Here is a 15762-nt window from a genome sequence, read left to right as displayed (position 1 = left end):
GGCGGCGCTTCCCCCGACCGGCTCCCCCTTTTCGCGGGCCGCAGTTGGACGTAGCGTCAGCAATCCCTGCTCCGCTCCTCCCACTGGAGACACCGTGAACCCCAGCAGTCCCGCCCGCATGCCGCGGTTACCCCGCCGGCTCCTCGTGGCCGCCGTCGCGGCGGCCTCGCTCCTGGCCGGAACGGCGGCCACCGCCCCCGCCACCGCCGCCACCACCCTTCCGGCCACCGCCGGCGCCCCCGCCGCGCCGGTCCTGAGCGGCGCCGGGCTCGCCGCCTCGTGGACCGGCCCGCTGAGCACCCGGGGCCGCTACGTCGTCGACGCCAAGGGCGACCGGTTCAAGCTGAAGGCCGGCAACTGGGCCGGCGCCCAGGGCACGTGGGAGGGCAGCGGCTCGACCACGGACCCGGCCAACAACCAGGCCCGCCAGGTGTCGTACAACATCCCGCTCGGCCTGGACCGGGTCCCGATCAGCCGCATCCTGACGGACCTCCACGGCCTCGGTCTGAACACGATCCGCCTCCCGTTCGCCGACGCGATGATCCACGACACCGCCCCGGTGCCGGACGCCGCCGTCACCGCCAACCCGCAGCTGCGGGGCAGGACACCGCTCCAGGTGTTCGACGCCGTCGTCGCCGCGCTGACCGCCGACGGCTTCGCGGTGATCCTCAACAACCACACCACCAGCTACCGGTTCTGCTGCGGCCTGGACGGCAACGAGCGGTGGAACAGCGGCCAGACGACCCAGCAGTGGGTGGACGACTGGCTGTTCCTGGTGAACCGCTACAAGGCGGACAAGCGGGTCGTCGGCGCCGATCTGCGCAACGAGATCCGCCGCGACGTCTGGGACGACCCCAACTGGGGAATGGGCGACGCCCACGACGCGTACGCCGCCTTCGAGGAGGCCGGCAACCGGATCCTCCAGGCCGACCCGGACCTGCTGGTCGTCATGGAAGGCATCAACTGGTACGGCATCCCGGCCGCCGGCTTCTCCCACGGCCGGCCGATGCTCACCCCGGTCGCCACCCTGTCCAACACGCTCGTCCGGTCCGACAAGCTGGTCTACGCGGCACACTTCTACGCCTACACCGGTCCGGCCAACACCGGCGCGGGCAGCGGCCCCGGCTCCACGAGCGACCCCCGCTACGAGGACTTCACACCCGAGCAGCTCGCCCAGGTGGTCGACCAGCAGGCCCTCTTCGTCACCCGGTCCGGCCAGCACTTCACCGCGCCGGTGTGGATCAGCGAGTTCGGCGCCGCCGGACGCGGGTCCACGAACGGCAAGGAGCAGGCCTGGTTCGACCGCTTCACCGACCTCCTGGCCGCCCACGACACCGACTTCGCCGTCTGGCCGCTGATCGGCTGGCAGAGCGGCGGCGTCCCGAACGACTCCTGGGCGCTGCTCTCCTACGACGCCGACGGGCGGCGGCTCGGCCTCACCGACCCGGGCGACTGGCGCGCCGCCGACTGGAGCAAGCTGGTCGACGCGCCCTCGTTCAGCGGCCCGGTCGCGGCCACGGCCCGCTGGAACATGCTCGACCTCGACCACGGCGACCGGAACGTCTCCACCCGCATGCTGGCCCTGCCCGACTGGAGCAGCGGCAACCGCAAGGGCAACTGCCCCGACGGCCAACGCCTGGCGGGCCTCGGCCGCGGCGACGGCCGCGGCCTGTGCACCGACGCCGGCCGCCCCTCCACCGGCGGCGGCGCCTGGGTGACCGTCACCGACCAGCGCTACGTCACCGGCGGCGACTGGGCCTCCGGCTACGACAAGCTCCAGTGCCCCGACCAGACCTTCGCCGTCGGCTACAGCGTTCACAACAACGCCATGGCCGCCCTGCTCTGCGCCCCGTCCGCCACCCCGCTGCCGACCACCGGCCGCACCGTGTGGTTCGACCGCGGCGACAACCGCCCGGCCACCGGCGGCTCCACCGCCAGTGACTGGGCACCGGGCCACTACAAGGGGCAGTGCGCCGACGGCGAGTACCTCGCAGGGGTCGCCGACACCTGGAAGTGGCTCCACTACGGCGTTCCGGACGCCCTGCTCTGCCGCCCGCTGGGCTGACACCGCGGCGGATCGCACAGCGCGGGGGAATTACCGGGGAATTCCCCCGGAAATTCCCCTTGATATCGCCGGACGGACCACCCCGCCGACCCTATCCGCATGCGGTGGACACCCGATATACACGGCGTACACGCAGCTCACAGCAGTCGACTCCACGCCATATCGTCGGGTGATTCCAGTCGTCCGCCCATTCCCCGACCGCTCCGGCCGCTCGTGGACCGCACGATGGGGGCGCGGGAATTCCCCGCGCCCCCGTCCCGACTGGAGCAGACCGTCATGCGTTCTTCCGTTCGTACGAAGTTCACCCGTTTTCTGGCCGTCCCCGCCGTCGCCGCGGCGGGCGTGCTCCTCGCGACCGCGCCCGCCCACGCCAACCCCGTCTCGATCTCCGGCACCGGCGCCACCGTCGCGGACGCCGGCCGCACGCTGAACGTCACCGTGACCTACCAGTGCAGCCCGTCCTCCGACACGGCCACCATCACCGTGAAGGGCACGCAGTCCGCCGTGTCGGGCCGGGGCACGATCAAGGTCCTCTGTTCCGGCACCCCGCGGACCGCGACCGTCCCGGTGACCACCGACTCGACCGGTCAGGCGTGGGCCAGGGACGCGGTGGACCTCTCGCTGTACATCGTCGACGAGCACCTCACCCGCACCACCACCACGACCCGGATCGTCGCCAAGTGACCGCCGGACGTTGAGCCCGGCCGCCCGGAGGGTGTCCCGGCGTGCGGCCCGCCGCACACCGGGACACCCTCCGGCGGCGCTCCGCCGGCGACCCGGACAACGGTCAGGCGAGGGCCTTCTCCAGGGCGGCCAGGTAGGTGCGCATCAGGTGGTCGCGAATGCCCTCGCCGTCCGGGGAGAAGGCGGCGGCGCCCAGGCCCTTGGCGCGGTCTCCCAGATCGGCGACCAGCCCGGTCCGCTCGCGGACGCGGCCCGCCGAGTCGATCCGGTGCAGCGTCTCCACATGGGTGAACGCGGGTTCCGGGGGCAGCTGGGGCACGATGTCGTTGTCGTGGACGAAGCGGTGGGTGCGGCCCTGGAGCCCCTTGTCGTACGCGGCGGCGAGCAGGCGGTCGCAGGTGCGCGGCTGGCCGAAGGTGTAGACGCCGTCGGCCTGGAGCCTGGGGTCCTCCAGGCTCAGCCGGGCGGCCGACAGCATGGCGAGGGCCCCGCCCAGGCTGTGCCCGGTGAACCAGACGCCCTGCCCGTCGGTACGCAGGTCGTCGATGGCCTCGGCGACGTCGGGGAAGACGGATTCGAGGGCTTCGGCGAAGCCGTAGTGGACGTAGCCGGTGCGGGCGGGCCCGGGCCACGGCGGGGTGGTGCCGTCGGTGAGCCAGTCGCGGATCTGCGCGGGCTCGGTGCCGCGGAACGCCGTGACGATCATCCGGTCGCCGGCCATGGTGTAGGCCTGGGTGTCCTGGAGCGGGAACGGCGGGGTGAAGCGGGTGCGGTGGTGGCGCACGGTGTCGAAGCCCCACGCGCGGGCCTGCGCCTCGATCGCCGCCTCGTCCCGGTAGGCGAGTTCGGCGGCCTTGGCCAGGTTGTAGGCCAGCGGGAGGCCGAAGCCGGTGGCGCTCTGGTCGAAGCCGGTGGGTAGGGCCATGGGGGCACACTCCTGTCGGATCGGCGGGTGGTCGACGGGGGCCGCGGCGGACCCCGCCGGAACCCGTCCCGGGCGCGCGGTCCGCAACGCTCCGGTGACCAGCAGTGACGCTACCCCGCCGGCGGTTCGTGGGCGACCGGACGGCACGGGGCCCCGGCGGACGCCCTCCCGTCCGCCGGGGCCTCCGCCCGCCCGGGGCTAACAGATCCTCGGAAGCTGCTCCCCCATCGGCAGGTCGACCACCCGGGTGCCGCCGAACGCCGTCCGGGCGACGACCGTGCCGGGGTGCTCGGCCACGCACGCGCCGATCACCGCCGCGCCCGCGCCCAGCGGGTGCGCCCGCATGGCGGCGAGCACCGCGTCCGCCCGACCGCGCGGCACGAAGGCCACCAGCTTGCCCTCGTTGGCGACGTACATCGGGTCGAGGCCCAGCACGGCGCACGCGTTGGCCACCTCGGGCGGCACCGGCACGGAGCGCTCGTTCACCACCACCCCGACACCGGCCGCCGCCGCGATCTCGTTGAGCGCCGCGCCCAGCCCGCCCCGGGTGGGGTCGCGCAGCGCGTGCAGGTCCGGGGCGGCGGCGAGCATCGCCTCGACCAGCCCGCCGAGTGCGGCGCAGTCGCTCTCGATCGCAACGCCGAACTCCAGGCCCTCGCGGACGCTCATGATCGCGACGCCGTGCAGCCCGAGGTCCCCGCTGACGATCACCACATCGCCGGGCACCGCCCGCTGCGGGCGGATGTCCACCCCCGCCGGGACGAGGCCGATGCCCGCGGTGTTCAGGTAGACGCCGTCGCCCCGGCCGGCCTCGACCACCTTGGTGTCCCCGGTGACGACCTCCACCCCGGCCGCCCGGGCGGCGGCGCCGAGGGCCTTCGCCACCCGGTCCACCACGGCCATCTCCACCCCCTCCTCCAGGATGAAGCCGACGGACAGGTAGGCGGGCCGGGCCCCGCTCATGGCGAGGTCGTTGACCGTCCCGTTGACGGCGAGGTCCCCGATGCTGCCGCCGGGGAAGAACAGCGGCCGCACGACGTAGGAGTCGGTGGAGAACGCGATTCTGGCGCCGCCGAGTTCGAGCACGGCGGAGTCCGCCAGGCCGGCCAGCGCCCGGCCGCCGTAGGCGGGGGCGAACAGGCCCGCCACCAGTTCGGCGGACAGCGCCCCGCCGCCGCCGTGCCCCATCACCACCCGGGGGTGGTCGCGCAGCGGCAGCGGACAGCTCCACCCGGAGGGGTCGGGCGCGGCGGACGGCCCGGTGGGGGGCCCGGTCAGGGTCTCGGTGTCAGCCAACGCGGCTCGCCTCCCGGGGGACGCCCGGCGTGCCCAGCCGCCGGTAGAGGTAGTACGCGGCACACGCCCCCTCGCTGGACACCATGGTGGCGCCGAGCGGAGTGCGCGGGGTGCAGACGGTGCCGAAGGCCTCGCACCGGTCCGGCTTGAGCAGCCCCTGCAGCACCTCGCCGCTGCGGCACTGGGCGGGCTCGCGGGTGGTGATCCCCGTGACGTCGAAGCGGTACTCGGCGTCGTGCTCGCGGTAGCGCGGCGAGAGCCGCCAGCCGCTGCCCGGGATGACGCCGATCCCCCGCCAGGCCCGGTCGGTCACCTCGAAGACGTCCGCCAGCATGGCCCGGGCCGCGGGGTTGCCCTCCGGGCGGACGGCCCGCGGGTAGGCGTTCTCCACGGTGTGCTCGCCGCGCTCCAACTGCCGTACGGTGCGCCGGATCCCTTCCAGGATGTCGAGCGGTTCGAAGCCGGTGACCACGATCGGCACCCGGTGGCGCTCGGCCAGCGCCGGGTACTCGTCGACGCCCATCACGCTGCACACGTGCCCGGCGGCCAGGAAGGCCTGGACCCGGCACTCCGGCGCGCTCATGATGGCCTCGACCGCCGGGGGCACCCGCACGTGCGAGACCAGCATGCTGAAGTTGCGCACGCCCTGCTTCCTGGCCTGGTGGACGGCCATGGCGTTCGGCGGGGCGGTGGTCTCGAAGCCGATGCCGAAGAACACCACCTCGCGGTCCGGGTTCTCCCGGGCGATCCGCAGCGCGTCCAGCGGCGAGTAGACCACCCGCACGTCCCCGCCCTCGCCGCGGACCCGGAACAGGTCGCGGTCGGTGCCGGGCACCCGCAGCATGTCGCCGAAGGAGCAGAAGATCACCCCGGGCCGGGCGGCGATCACCAGCGCCCGGTCGATCACCTCCAACGGGGTCACGCACACCGGGCAGCCCGGCCCGTGGATCAACTCCACGCCTTCGGGCAGCAGTTGGTCGATCCCGTGCCGGATGATGCTGTGCGTCTGCCCGCCGCACACCTCCATCAGCGCCCACGGCCTGGTCACCGCCGCCCTGATGTCGGCGAGCAGTCCGCCCGCCAGCTCCGGGTTCTGGAACTCCTCCAGGTACCTCACGTCCGCTCCTCCGTTCCGTCCGGCCCGGCCGCCGCCTCCCACGGGTCGCCGAACTCCTCCTGAATCAAGCCGAGTTCGGCGAACAGGTCGAGGGTCCGGAGGGCCGACTCCTCGTCCAGCCGCTGCAACGCGAACCCCACGTGCACGATGGCGTACTCGCCCACCGCCAGATCGGGGAGGTACTCCAGGCAGACGTCCTTGACCACGCCGCCGAAGTCGACGACCGCCATCCGTGTGCCGTCCCGCTCCGCGATCTCCATCACCCTGCCGGGCACCGCCAGGCACATGCGCTCTCTCCTCTCAACTCGCGACTCCCGACTCTCGACCGGCGCCCGGACCGACGCCCGGACCGGCATCCGGTCCGACACCCCGGCCACCGGTCCGGGCGGCCACCATCAGCTGGCCGAGCGCCAGTCCGCCGTCGTTGGGGGGCACCCGGCGGTGCCGGAGCACGGTGAAGCCGTCGGCCCGCAGACCCCGCCCGCAGTCGGCGGAGAGCAGCGCGTTGGCGAACACCCCGCCGGTCAGCGCGACCGTCTCCAGTCCGCACTCCTCCCGGGCGGCCCGGCACAGCGCGCGGACCAGGCCGGCCACCGCGGCGTGGAAGCGGGCGGCGACCAGGCCGGCCGGCGCCCCGGCACCGAGGTCCGCGACCGCCGCCGCCAGCACCGGCCCGGGGTCGGCGACCAGCACGCCGTCCTCCCGGCGGAGCGCGAAGGCGTACCCCTCGGCCGGGCCGTGCGCCAGCGCCGCCGCCTCCAGCTCGACCGCCGCCTGCGCCTCGTACCCGGCCAGCGGGCAGACCCCGGCCAGCGCGGACACCGCGTCGAACAGCCGCCCCATGCTGGAGGTCGGCACACAGTTCAGTGAACGCTCCAACTGGCGGCGTAGCACCGCCAGTTCGCCCTCCGGGCAGTCCCGGACGGCGGGCAGCTCCGCCGTCCACGGCAGGCCCGCCGCCCACAGGTGGGCGAGCGCCATCCGGTACGGGCGGCGCACCGCCGCGTCGCCGCCCGGCAGCGGCACGTACGCCAGCCGGCCGAACCGGCGGAAGCCGTCGTAGTCGGCGAGCAGCACCTCGCCGCCCCACACCGCGCCGTCGTCGCCGTAGCCGGTGCCGTCGAACGCGACGCCGATGACCCGGCGGCTCCCGTCCAGCCCGTGCTCCGCCATCGCCGAGGCGATGTGCGCGTGGTGGTGCTGGACCGTCCGCGGCTCCGCCGCCGGGAGGGTGCGCCGGGCGTGCCGGGCGGACCGGTAGCCGGGGTGGCGGTCCACCACCAGCACCTGCGGCCGGACCCCGGTGACGGCCCCCAACTGGGCCGCCGCGCGGTCGAAGGCGCCCAGCGTGGCGAGGTCGTCCATGTCCCCGATGTGGCCGGACAGCCAGGCGTGGCCGCCCTCCGCCAGGGCGAGGACGTTCTTGAGGTCGCCCCCGGCGGCCAGCGCGGGCCGCACCGGCACGGGGAGCGGCAGCGGCAGCGGCGCGTAGCCGCGCGAGCGGCGCAGCGGCAGCTGCTCCCCGTCCACCACCCGCACCACCGAGTCCTCGCAGGGGACGTGGATGGCCCGGTCGTGGGTCAGCCAGCCGTCGACCAGCGGGGCGAGCCGGGCGAGGGCCTCCCGGTCGTCCGTCACGATCGGCTCACCGGACAGGTTGGCGCTGGTCATCACCAGCAGTCCGGGGCCGGGCGGGGCGAGCAGCAGGTGGTGCAGCGGGGTGTACGGCAGCATGACGCCGAGGTCGGGGCTGCCGGGCGCCACCGCGTCCAGCTCCGCCGACGCCGGGCCCGAGCGGCGCAGCAGCACGATCGGCCGGGCGGGGCCGGTGAGCAGGTCCTCCTCGACCGGGCCCGGCCGGGCGAGGGCGGCGATCTCCGCGAGGTCCCGGGCCATCAGGGCGAAGGGTTTGGCGCTGCGCCGCTTGCGCAGGCGCAGCCGGGTGACGCTCTCCGTGTTCCGCGCGTCGCACGCCAGGTGGTAGCCGCCGATGCCCTTGACGGCGAGCACCGCGCCCGCGCGCAGCAGCCGTCGGGCGCCGTCCAGGGCGGCCTCGCGCTCGACGGTCGGCCGGCCGGGGACGGCCAGGGCGAGCCGGGGCCCGCAGGCGTGGCAGCAGACCGGCTGGGCGTGGAAGCGCCGGTCGGCGGGGTCGGTGTACTCCCGGGTGCAGTCCGGGCAGAGCGGGAAGCCGGCCATGGTGGTGTTGGCCCGGTCGTAGGGCAGGCCGGTGACGATGGTGTGGCGCGGTCCGCAGTTGGTGCAGCTGATGAACGGGTGCCGGTGGCGGCGGTCGGCCGGGTCGGCGAGTTCGGCGAGGCAGTCGGCGCAGGTCGCGGTGTCCGGCGGGATCGGGGTGCGGCGCGGGCCGTCGCCGCGGGACGGGGTGATGGCGAAGCCGCGGGCGCCGGTGGGGGGCAGCGGCGCGTGGTCCACGGCGGCGACCAGGGCGAGCGGCGGCGCGTCGCCGGCGACGCGGCGGCAGAACGCCTCGACCGCCTCCCGCCCTCCCTCGATCTCGGCCAGCACGCCTTCGCCGGTGTTGGTGACGGTCCCGGCGAGCCCCAGTTCGGTGGCGAGCGCGAAGACGAAGGGCCGGAAGCCGACCCCCTGGACGACCCCGCTCACGGCCACCCGGCGCCGTACCGGGCCGGCCGGTACCGGCCCTGCCGTCACGACAGCTCCGCGGCCGCGTCCGCGTGCTCGTGCGGGTGGGTGTGCCCGTGGGTGTGTCCGTGCCCGTGCGTGTGCCCGTGCTGCGGCGCCGCCGCCATCACCGGCCGGTGGACCCGCCCGCCGTCCAGCACCGCGAGGGCCCGGTCCAGCAGCACCCCCACCCCCTGCCCGGTCCGGGCCGAGGTGAGGACCACCTCCACCCCCGGGTTGACCCGCGCGACGGCGGCCAGGAACGCGGCCTCGTCGAACTCCGCCGCCGCCGCCAGGTCGGCCTTGGTCACCAGCACCAGGTTGGCAAGGCCGAACGCCGTCGGGTACTTGAGCGGCTTGTCCTCCCCCTCGGTGACCGAGGCGAGCGCCACCCGCAGCGACTCGCCGAGGTCGTAGGAGGCGGGGCAGACCAGGTTGCCGACGTTCTCCACGAACAGCAGCCTGGTCCCCTCCGGGAGCCAGCCGGCCAGCTGCCCGGTGAGCATCCCGGTCTCCAGGTGGCACAGCCCGTCGGTGAGCACCTGCTTCACCGGCACGCCCGAACGGGCCAGGCGCACCGCGTCGTTCTCCGTCGCGAGGTCGGCGGTGAGCGCCGCGACCGCGATCCCGCGCTCCCGGGCCAGCCCGAGCTCGGCCTCCAGCAGCGCCGTCTTCCCGCTGCCCGGACTGGAGAGCAGGTTGACCACCACGGTGCCCCGGGCGAGCAGCCGGGCGCGCAACTCGCGCGCGCCGTCGTCGTTCCGGGCGAGGACCGCCTGCCGGAGTTCCACCGAGCGACACATGGGTTTCAGCCTTCCTGTCCGGCGCCGGCGCCCGGCGGACGGCCCGCCCACTCGACGCCGAGGATCTGCAGTTCGCGGCCCGCCAGCAGTTCGACCCGGCTGCCGTCGCAGTGCGGGCAGCCGAGGTCGGGCGGCATGCCGACGGCCCACTCGGCCGCGCACGGCAGGCACCTGGCCCGGGCCGGCACCGCCTCGGTCTCCAGCACCGCCCCCTCCACCAGCGTTCCGGCGCAGGCCAGTTCGAAGCAGAAGTCGAGGGCCGCGGGCACCACCCCGGCCAGTTCGCCGATCTGCAGGCGCACCCGCGCGACCGCGTCCGCCCCGTGCTCGCGCGCCGCGGCGTCCACCTGCTCGACGACGGCCGTCGCGATCGACATCTCGTGCATGGGCCCCGTTCCCGGCTGGGAGGCAACAGGCCCCATTACAGGCCGCGGCGGCGGCAGCGGCCCGAAGCCGCGCCGCCGCCGCGGCCGGGACTACGCCGGACGCACCAACGCCGCCCTCACATCCGGCGGATGTGAAGATAGCGCTTGAGGTCGTCCAGGTTCTGCCAGATCACCACCACCACGACGGCCAGCACGACCGCGCGCCGAAGGTTCTTCACCATGCTGAGGCCTCTCTCTTGGCTTGCGCGTGCGCACCGACGGTCCGCAGGACCGTCCGGACCGCCTCCTCGACGGCGGCGGCCACCGGTGCGCTCAGTCCGATCCCCTCCTCCAGCGACTCCGGCTCGCACCCCACCACGAGGACCCGGCCGGGCGGGGAGCCGCCCGTTCCGGCGGCCAGCGTGCCGAGCAGCGCGAGCACGGCGTCCGGGCCCATCCGGTGCCCGTCCAGCACGGGCGCCTCCACCGGTCCGGTGTCCGCCTCGATGAGGTAGACCGTGCCCGGCGCGCCGCCGCGGGCGGTGGCGTCGACGAGCACCAGCATCCGGTAGCCGTCGAGGAGTCGGTACGCGAGGTGGACCCCGCGCACGCCGACGTCGAGCAGTTCCACGTCGGCCGGCAACGCGTGCTCGCGCAGCCGCCGCACGGTCTCCACCCCGAAGCCGTCGTCGCCGAGGAAGATGTTGCCCACCCCGGCGACCAGCACCTTTCCCTCCGTCACGGCGCCTCCAGCGGGGTGACCTCGTCGGGCTGGAAGTACCGGAAGCGGCCCTGGGCGCGCCACACGTCGGCCCCCGGGTCGTCCTCCAGCGTGACCGCCAGGTGCACCGAGCCGTCGACGTCGTGCAGCACGGCCTCCACCACGGCGGTCCGGCCGTCCAGGAAGAGGTCCTGGGCGTCGGTGCGCCGCCGTCCCGGCCGCAGCACGACCCGGCTGCCGGCGCCGACCTCGCGGCCGTCGACCAGGACCCGGTCGTGGTCCGGGTCCACCCCGGGGTCGTCGCCCGGGTCCCACCAGGGCTGTCCGGGCGCGTCACCGGTGATCTCGCGCAGGCCCCGGACGGCGCCGTGCAGGCGCTCCAGCACCTCCGGGGGCATCGAGTCGGCGAGGTCGATCACCGCGCCGGCCCGCTCGTCGGTGCCCCGGGCCTCGCGCTTCTCGCGGTCCGTCAGGGCGGCGGTCCGCAGGGCGAGGATCTCGTCGATCTCGGTGGCGTCGTAGAGCGCGCCGGGGCTCTCCGGGGCGATGCTCGGGTGGTCCTCCAGGATGATCGGCGAGGAGAGCACCACCTGGGCCCGGCCGGGCGGCCCGGCCAGCACCGGCCAGGTGTGCTCGTTGCGGCACTGCGCCACGGCGGCCCGGGCCCACTCCGGCGGGTCGGTCGGCGACAGGAAGGTCCCGCGGTCGAGCCCGAGCAGCAGGTGCGCCGAGACCAGCGAGCGCGCCAGTGCCGCGTCCCGGCCGTCGTCCCGTCGCGGCGCCCAGTCGGTGGTGTTCTCCACCACGGCGGTCAGCCGCCGCACCGCGAACGGCCCCGGCACCTCCTGGGCGGTCAGCCGCAGCAGGCCGTCGGTCCGCTCCCAGCGGCGCAGCAGCCGGCCGACGGTGACGCCGTCCGCGCCGCGCAGCCGTTCCACCTCCCGGCCGGCCGGGAGGTGGAAGGGTCGCACCACCTCGCCGTCCAACTCATCGACGCCCACGACGAGTTCGACGCGCTGCTCGATCCCCTCGTCCCAGGGCACCAGGACCCGGTCGGCGAACTCCAGTTCCTCGGTCTCCTCGTAGCCGCCGCCGGGCAGGGCCCGCTCGACGGTGCGTCGGCGCGGCCGCAGGAAGCGCAGTTCGACGGCCAGCCGGTCGCCGGGGCGCGGTTCGACGAGGCACTCGGTGCGCTGGTGGAAGTGTTCGCCGAGGTCCGCGCCGTAGCCGGGCGGGACGAGCACGCCGAACTGCCAGCGCAGCCGGTTCTTGGCCGCGGACGCCCGGTAGGGGTAGAGCACGTAGCCCTCGAACAGGACGGCGTCGGCGACCTTCCGGGCGTACGCGAAGTCGGCCTCGACCTCGTCGGCGAAGGCGCCGTCGGGGTCGGCGGGGGTGGCGGGGGCGGTCACCGGGCCGCCTCCCCGACCTCGGCGCCGGCCAGCAGCTCGCGCACGGTCGCCTCCCAGGACGGCAGGGCGCGGCGCGAGCGGTAGGCGAGCAGCGCGTCCATCAGGTCCTCCGGCAGCCGCAGCCAGCCGCAGCCCGGGAAGTGCCGGTCGATCGCCTCGCGCCACACCCGGGCGGGCATCCGGACGTCGGCCTCCCGGTCCCAGGGGACCGGGGAGACCTGGAAGCCGCCGGGGCCGGCGAAGGCGGTGCCGGAGAACAGCAGCAGCAGCGGGACGTCGCCGTCGTCCAGCGCCCGGAGGTAGCGGGCGGCGGCGACCTCCTGGTCGTAGGTCACGGGGACGGGCAGGTCGAGTTCGGTCTCGCCGGTGAAACCGGGGACCATCAGCGGCACCTGGGCCAACTCGACCGGGTTCAGGGTGGTCCCCCAGCGGGCGCGTTCGCCGAACAGGTCGGTGAGCCGCCCGGCCTCCGCCTCGGCGTAGCCGCGCCGGGCGGGCTCGATGCGCAGCTGGCAGCGGAGCGCCAGGGCGTGCACCCGGGTTCCGGCGGGCGCGGTGATCCGCAGCCGGAAGAGCAGGGTGGGCCCGGCGGCGTGCTCGGCCGCCCGGACGGCGGTGCAGGAGAAGGCGAGCGGGGTCACCGGGGTCCGTCCTCTCGCAGCGGCCGGGCCCGTTCGGCGAGCCGGGCGAAGAAGGCGTCGAGTTCGGTCCGGGCCTCGGCCCCGCCGTCGAACCCCTTCCAGCAGCGCCGCAGCCGGCCGACCAGTTCGTAGCAGGCGTCGATCGGCACCAGCAGGCAGTGGATCCCGGCCTCGGTGCGGCGCAGCAGCAGCGCCTCGACGTCGGGTTCCAGGACGGCGGCGAGCCGGCTGCCGCCGAGGGCGGTCCGCCAGGCGGCCTCGTCGGGTTCGCTCTCGGTGGCCCCGCCCGGGCCGGGGTAAAGCAGCACCAGCCGGTCCTGCCGGGCGTTGCGGAACAGGAAGGCGGTGCCGACCGGGATGCCGAGGGCCGCCCAGGCCTGTTCGCCGATCCGGTGGCCGGGGTCGGTGAGGTGGCGGTCGGGGACGTGGCGGTAGCGGCCGCCGGCCGCGCCGGGCTGCCGGAACAGCAGCGCACAGGCGGTGCAGACGCAGGTGAGGGTCTGCTCCTCGGTGTCGACCAGGTGCCGGTGCGACGGGGGGACGCCCTGGCCGCAGAAGGCGCAGCGCTCCGGCTGCGGCGGTACGGGCTCGCGCAGCCGGTGCAGCAGGGCGGTGCCGGGGCGGGCGAGTTGGCGGGTGCTCACCGGGCGGCCTCCGCGGCGGAGTCCGGGCGGGCGCCGATCTGCAGCAGTTGCGCCGCGCGGTCGACCACGGTGGCCGTCACCTCGGGTGCGTGGCAGGCGAGGACGGCCTCGATGTCCTCCTCGGAGCAGCCGCAGCCGGCCCGGGTGCGGCGCAGCCGGGCGGTCCCGGTGGCGGGGTCGAAGCCGGCCAGCTCGACCGGTTCGGGCAGCGCGGCGAGCGCCCGGCCGATCCGGGTCTCGGTGTCCTCGGGGTGCAGTTCGTGCAGGACGAGCAGTCCGGCGACCGCCGGGTCGTCCAGCAGCGCGGTGAGGGCGGGGCCGGGCAGCGCCCCGACGATCCGGGCCAGGCCGTCGTGGTAGAAGTCCATGAGGTCGCGGACGAGTTGCTCGCCGGCCTGCTGGGCGGCGCCGTCGCCGCCGAGCCCGTCGAGCCGGTCGAGGGCGTCCTGGATCCGCAGCCCGGTCTCCTCCGCCGTCATGCGGTGAGCCCGCTCAGGCCGGTGGGCACGTGCATCTGCTGGACGGTCCGGCCGCCGCCGACGTACATGTGCACGCCGCAGGGCAGACAGGGGTCGAAGCTGCGGACGGCGCGCATGATGTCGATGCCCTTGAAGGTGTCCGGCGGGTTCTCCTCGAAGATCGGCGTGTTCTGCACGGCGTCCTCGTAGGGGCCGGGCGTGCCGTAGCTGTCGCGCACGCTGGCGTTCCACGGGGTGGGCGGGTAGGGGTGGTAGTTGGCGATCTTGCCGTCCCGGATCACCAGGTGGTGCGACAGGACGCCGCGCACGGCCTCGGTGAAGCCGCAGCCGACGGACTCGTCCGGCACCTCGAAGCGCTCCCACGTCTGCGTGCGGCCGGCCCGCACCTCCTCCAGCGCCTTCTCGGCGAAGTGCAGGGCGCAGGCGGCGGCGTAGGCCTGGAAGTAGGTGCGGGCGCGGTTGCGTTCGAGGGCGTTGCTCCACTGCGGGATCTTCCACTCGAAGGTGGTCTCCGGCTTGGTCATCGAGCGCGGCAGGTTGATCCGCACGCTGTGCCCGGTGGCCTTGACGTAGCCGATGTCGACCAGCCCGGACAGCGCGGTGGACCAGAGCCGGGCGATCGGCCCGCCGCCGGTGTCCAGGGCGAGGTGGTCGGTGCCGTCGAACCAGCGCGGGGACATCACCCAGCTGTACTTGTCGTCGAAGTCGCGCTTCTGCGGGGCCGGGATGGTGTGCTGGTTCCAGGGGTGGCGGGGGTCGACCGGGTTGCCGAGCGGGTCGTGGGTGACGAAGAGCTCCTCGCCCTGCCAGTCCTGGTAGTAGGAGCTGCCGAGCAGGATGCGGATGCCGAGGTTGATCCGGGTGAGGTCGTTGGTGACCAGCTTGCCGTCGACCACGACGCCGGGGGTGACGAACATCCGCCGGCCCCAGTCGGTCATGTTGCGGTAGGTGAAGTCGCAGTGGTCGGGGTCGTTGAGGCTGCCCCAGCAGCCGAGCAGGACGCGCCGGCGGCCGACCTCCTCGTAGCCGGGCAGCGCCTCGTAGAAGAAGTCGAAGAGGTCGTCGTGCAGCGGCACGACCTTCTTCATGAACTCCACGTAGCGCATCAGCCGGGTCAGGTAGTCGGTGAACAGTTGGACGGTGGCGACCGTGCCGACGCCGCCCGGGTAGAGCGTGGAGGGGTGCACGTGGCGGCCCTCCATCAGGCAGAACATCTCCCGGGTGTAGCGGCTGACCTGGAGCGCCTCGCGGTAGAACTCGCCCTCGATGGGGTTGAGCGAGCGCATGATGTCGGCGATGGTGCGGTAGCCGTGGTCGCCGGCGTGCGGGGCCTCGGTGCGCTCGGCGCGCTCCAGCACGCCGGGGTTGGTCTCGCGGACCATCTTCTCGCAGTAGTCGACCCCGACCAGGTTCTCCTGGAAGATGTTGTGGTCGAACATGTACTCGGCGGCCTCGCCGAGGTTGATGATCCACTCGCCGAGGTGCGGGGGCTTCACCCCGTACGCCATGTTCTGCGCGTAGACCGAGCAGGTGGCGTGGTTGTCGCCGCAGATGCCGCAGATCCGGCTGGTGATGAAGTGCGCGTCGCGGGGGTCCTTGCCCCGCATGAAGACGCTGTAGCCGCGGAAGACCGAGGAGGTGCTGTAGCACTCCGCGACCTTCTTCTGCTTGAAGTCGATCTTCGTGTGGATGCCCAGGCTGCCCACGATCCGGGTGATCGGGTCCCAGGACATCTCCACCAGGCCGTTGCCGTCCCCGGCCGCCCTGCTCGTCGTCGTCATCGTGTCTGTCGTGCCCTTCTGGAGGCGGGAGGGGATGGACGGCGGGGCCGCCCCGCCCACCGCGCGGCGGCCCCGCCCGGCACCCCCGCGGGGGGGAGCCCGGGGTGAGGGGGGGCCCCCAACCGCGCCCCCCCCGGTAACTTTAGAGCGGAATGTGGGCGGGGGATTATAAAACAAAGAAAC

At 74.5% G+C, this 15762-nt stretch carries 16 protein-coding genes; 2 read left to right on the top strand and 14 right to left on the bottom strand.

Annotated features, from left to right (window positions below; genetic code table 11):
- Positions 1–118: 118 nt before the first annotated feature.
- Together ACFC0B_RS00280 and ACFC0B_RS00275 are read left to right on the top strand one after the other, a co-directional pair.
- Entirely contained in the window at positions 119–2065 is a 1947-nt protein-coding gene (locus ACFC0B_RS00280; protein ID WP_376082295.1) for a glycoside hydrolase family 5 protein, read from the top strand.
- A 276-nt stretch (positions 2066–2341) separates the two neighbouring features.
- Positions 2342–2749 (top strand): hypothetical protein, encoded by a 408-nt coding sequence (locus ACFC0B_RS00275; RefSeq protein WP_376080004.1) that lies wholly within the window; start codon positions 2342–2344, stop codon positions 2747–2749.
- Between the two features lie 103 nt (positions 2750–2852).
- Here the strand turns inward: ACFC0B_RS00275 and ACFC0B_RS00270 are convergent, their stop codons facing one another.
- The 14 genes from ACFC0B_RS00270 to ACFC0B_RS00205 form a co-directional block, all read right to left on the bottom strand.
- Entirely contained in the window at positions 2853–3674 is an 822-nt protein-coding gene (locus ACFC0B_RS00270; protein WP_376080001.1) for a lipase family protein, read from the bottom strand.
- A gap of 198 nt (positions 3675–3872) precedes the next feature.
- Entirely contained in the window at positions 3873–4970 is a 1098-nt protein-coding gene (gene hypE, locus ACFC0B_RS00265) for a hydrogenase expression/formation protein HypE (protein WP_376079998.1), read from the bottom strand.
- On the bottom strand, positions 4963–6087 hold the full coding sequence (hypD, locus tag ACFC0B_RS00260) for a hydrogenase formation protein HypD (protein WP_376079995.1): 1125 nt from the start codon (positions 6085–6087) through the stop codon (positions 4963–4965). Before hypD ends, hypE begins: the two co-directional genes overlap by 8 nt.
- Complete coding sequence (locus ACFC0B_RS00255) at positions 6084–6374, bottom strand: HypC/HybG/HupF family hydrogenase formation chaperone (RefSeq protein ID WP_376079993.1); 291 nt, start codon at positions 6372–6374, stop codon at positions 6084–6086. The genes hypD and ACFC0B_RS00255 overlap by 4 nt, the downstream gene beginning before the upstream one ends.
- 13 nt (positions 6375–6387) lie before the next feature.
- Entirely contained in the window at positions 6388–8763 is a 2376-nt protein-coding gene (hypF, locus tag ACFC0B_RS00250; RefSeq protein WP_376079990.1) for a carbamoyltransferase HypF, read from the bottom strand.
- Positions 8760–9536: a hydrogenase nickel incorporation protein HypB gene (gene hypB / locus ACFC0B_RS00245; RefSeq protein ID WP_376079987.1), complete on the bottom strand. Its 777-nt coding sequence runs from the start codon at positions 9534–9536 to the stop codon at positions 8760–8762. The genes hypF and hypB overlap by 4 nt, the downstream gene beginning before the upstream one ends.
- A 5-nt stretch (positions 9537–9541) precedes the next feature.
- Positions 9542–9922 (bottom strand): hydrogenase maturation nickel metallochaperone HypA, encoded by a 381-nt coding sequence (hypA, locus tag ACFC0B_RS00240; protein WP_376079984.1) that lies wholly within the window; start codon positions 9920–9922, stop codon positions 9542–9544.
- Between the two features lie 116 nt (positions 9923–10038).
- Positions 10039–10143, bottom strand: coding sequence for a DUF6893 family small protein (locus ACFC0B_RS00235; RefSeq protein ID WP_376079981.1), 105 nt, complete (start codon positions 10141–10143; stop codon positions 10039–10041).
- On the bottom strand, positions 10137–10643 hold the full coding sequence (locus ACFC0B_RS00230; protein ID WP_376079979.1) for a hydrogenase maturation protease: 507 nt from the start codon (positions 10641–10643) through the stop codon (positions 10137–10139). The genes ACFC0B_RS00235 and ACFC0B_RS00230 overlap by 7 nt, the downstream gene beginning before the upstream one ends.
- On the bottom strand, positions 10640–12034 hold the full coding sequence (locus tag ACFC0B_RS00225) for a hypothetical protein (protein WP_376079977.1): 1395 nt from the start codon (positions 12032–12034) through the stop codon (positions 10640–10642). The genes ACFC0B_RS00230 and ACFC0B_RS00225 overlap by 4 nt, the downstream gene beginning before the upstream one ends.
- Positions 12031–12675, bottom strand: a complete 645-nt coding sequence (locus ACFC0B_RS00220; protein WP_376079975.1) for a DUF6084 family protein — start codon at positions 12673–12675, stop codon at positions 12031–12033. Before ACFC0B_RS00220 ends, ACFC0B_RS00225 begins: the two co-directional genes overlap by 4 nt.
- Complete coding sequence (locus ACFC0B_RS00215) at positions 12672–13319, bottom strand: DUF5947 family protein (RefSeq protein ID WP_376079972.1); 648 nt, start codon at positions 13317–13319, stop codon at positions 12672–12674. Before ACFC0B_RS00215 ends, ACFC0B_RS00220 begins: the two co-directional genes overlap by 4 nt.
- Positions 13316–13798: a thioredoxin gene (locus ACFC0B_RS00210; protein ID WP_376079969.1), complete on the bottom strand. Its 483-nt coding sequence runs from the start codon at positions 13796–13798 to the stop codon at positions 13316–13318. The genes ACFC0B_RS00215 and ACFC0B_RS00210 overlap by 4 nt, the downstream gene beginning before the upstream one ends.
- Positions 13795–15579: a nickel-dependent hydrogenase large subunit gene (locus tag ACFC0B_RS00205; protein WP_376079967.1), complete on the bottom strand. Its 1785-nt coding sequence runs from the start codon at positions 15577–15579 to the stop codon at positions 13795–13797. Before ACFC0B_RS00205 ends, ACFC0B_RS00210 begins: the two co-directional genes overlap by 4 nt.
- Between the last annotated feature and the right edge of the window lie 183 nt (positions 15580–15762).

This window comes from Kitasatospora sp. NPDC056184, assembly GCF_042268405.1.
Taxonomy (GTDB): Bacteria; Actinomycetota; Actinomycetes; order Streptomycetales; family Streptomycetaceae; genus Kitasatospora.
This window is presented reverse-complemented; position numbering and strand designations above follow the sequence as displayed.